The organism is Pseudomonas sp. AC463, from assembly GCF_979253585.1.
In genome coordinates, this window is sequence record NZ_CEEDDZ010000066.1 from 1 (window position 1) to 610 (window position 610).

The 610-nt window shown below is 67.5% G+C and carries 1 protein-coding gene; it reads right to left on the minus strand.

Annotated elements, in window-relative coordinates; genetic code table 11:
- A partial coding sequence (locus tag AC0IYH_RS29095) for an SDR family NAD(P)-dependent oxidoreductase (RefSeq protein WP_471837474.1) occupies window positions 1-610 on the minus strand: 610 nt, incomplete at both ends.

Here is a 610-nt window from a genome sequence, read left to right on the forward strand (position 1 = left end):
GTTCCAGATCGATCGCCTTCTGGATATCGCCGCCGGTGAAGCGATCCATCACCGGCGTCTCGATATTGCCCGGCAGCACCGCATTCACGCGGATGTTCGCCTTTGCGTAATCCAGCGCGGCGGACTTCGTCAGCCCGATGATCGCATGTTTCGACGCGGCATAGGACGCGCCGCCCGCGACGCCGCGCACGCCCGCGCCGGACGAGGTGTTGACGACCACGCCGCTACCCTGCCGCACCATCTGCGCCAGTTCGTATTTCATGCACACGAAGGTCCCGCGCAGGTTGATGTTCAGGATGCGATCCCATTCCTCCAGCGCGATCTCCGCCACCGGCGCGGCCTTGTTCTCGACGCCGGCATTATTGAACGCGACGTCGAGCCGCCCGAACGTCGCGACCACTTCAGCGATCGCAGCCTCCACCTGCTCCGGCTTCGCGACGTCGCAGGCGAGGACCAGCACCTCCGCACCGGTCGCCCGCACCGCCTCGGCGGTCGTGGCGAGTGCCTCTTCGGTAAGGTCGAGGATCGCGACGCGCGCGCCCTCTTGCGCGAAGGCGACGGCGGTGGCGCGGCCGATGCCGCTCGCGGCCCCGGTGACGAATGCCACCTT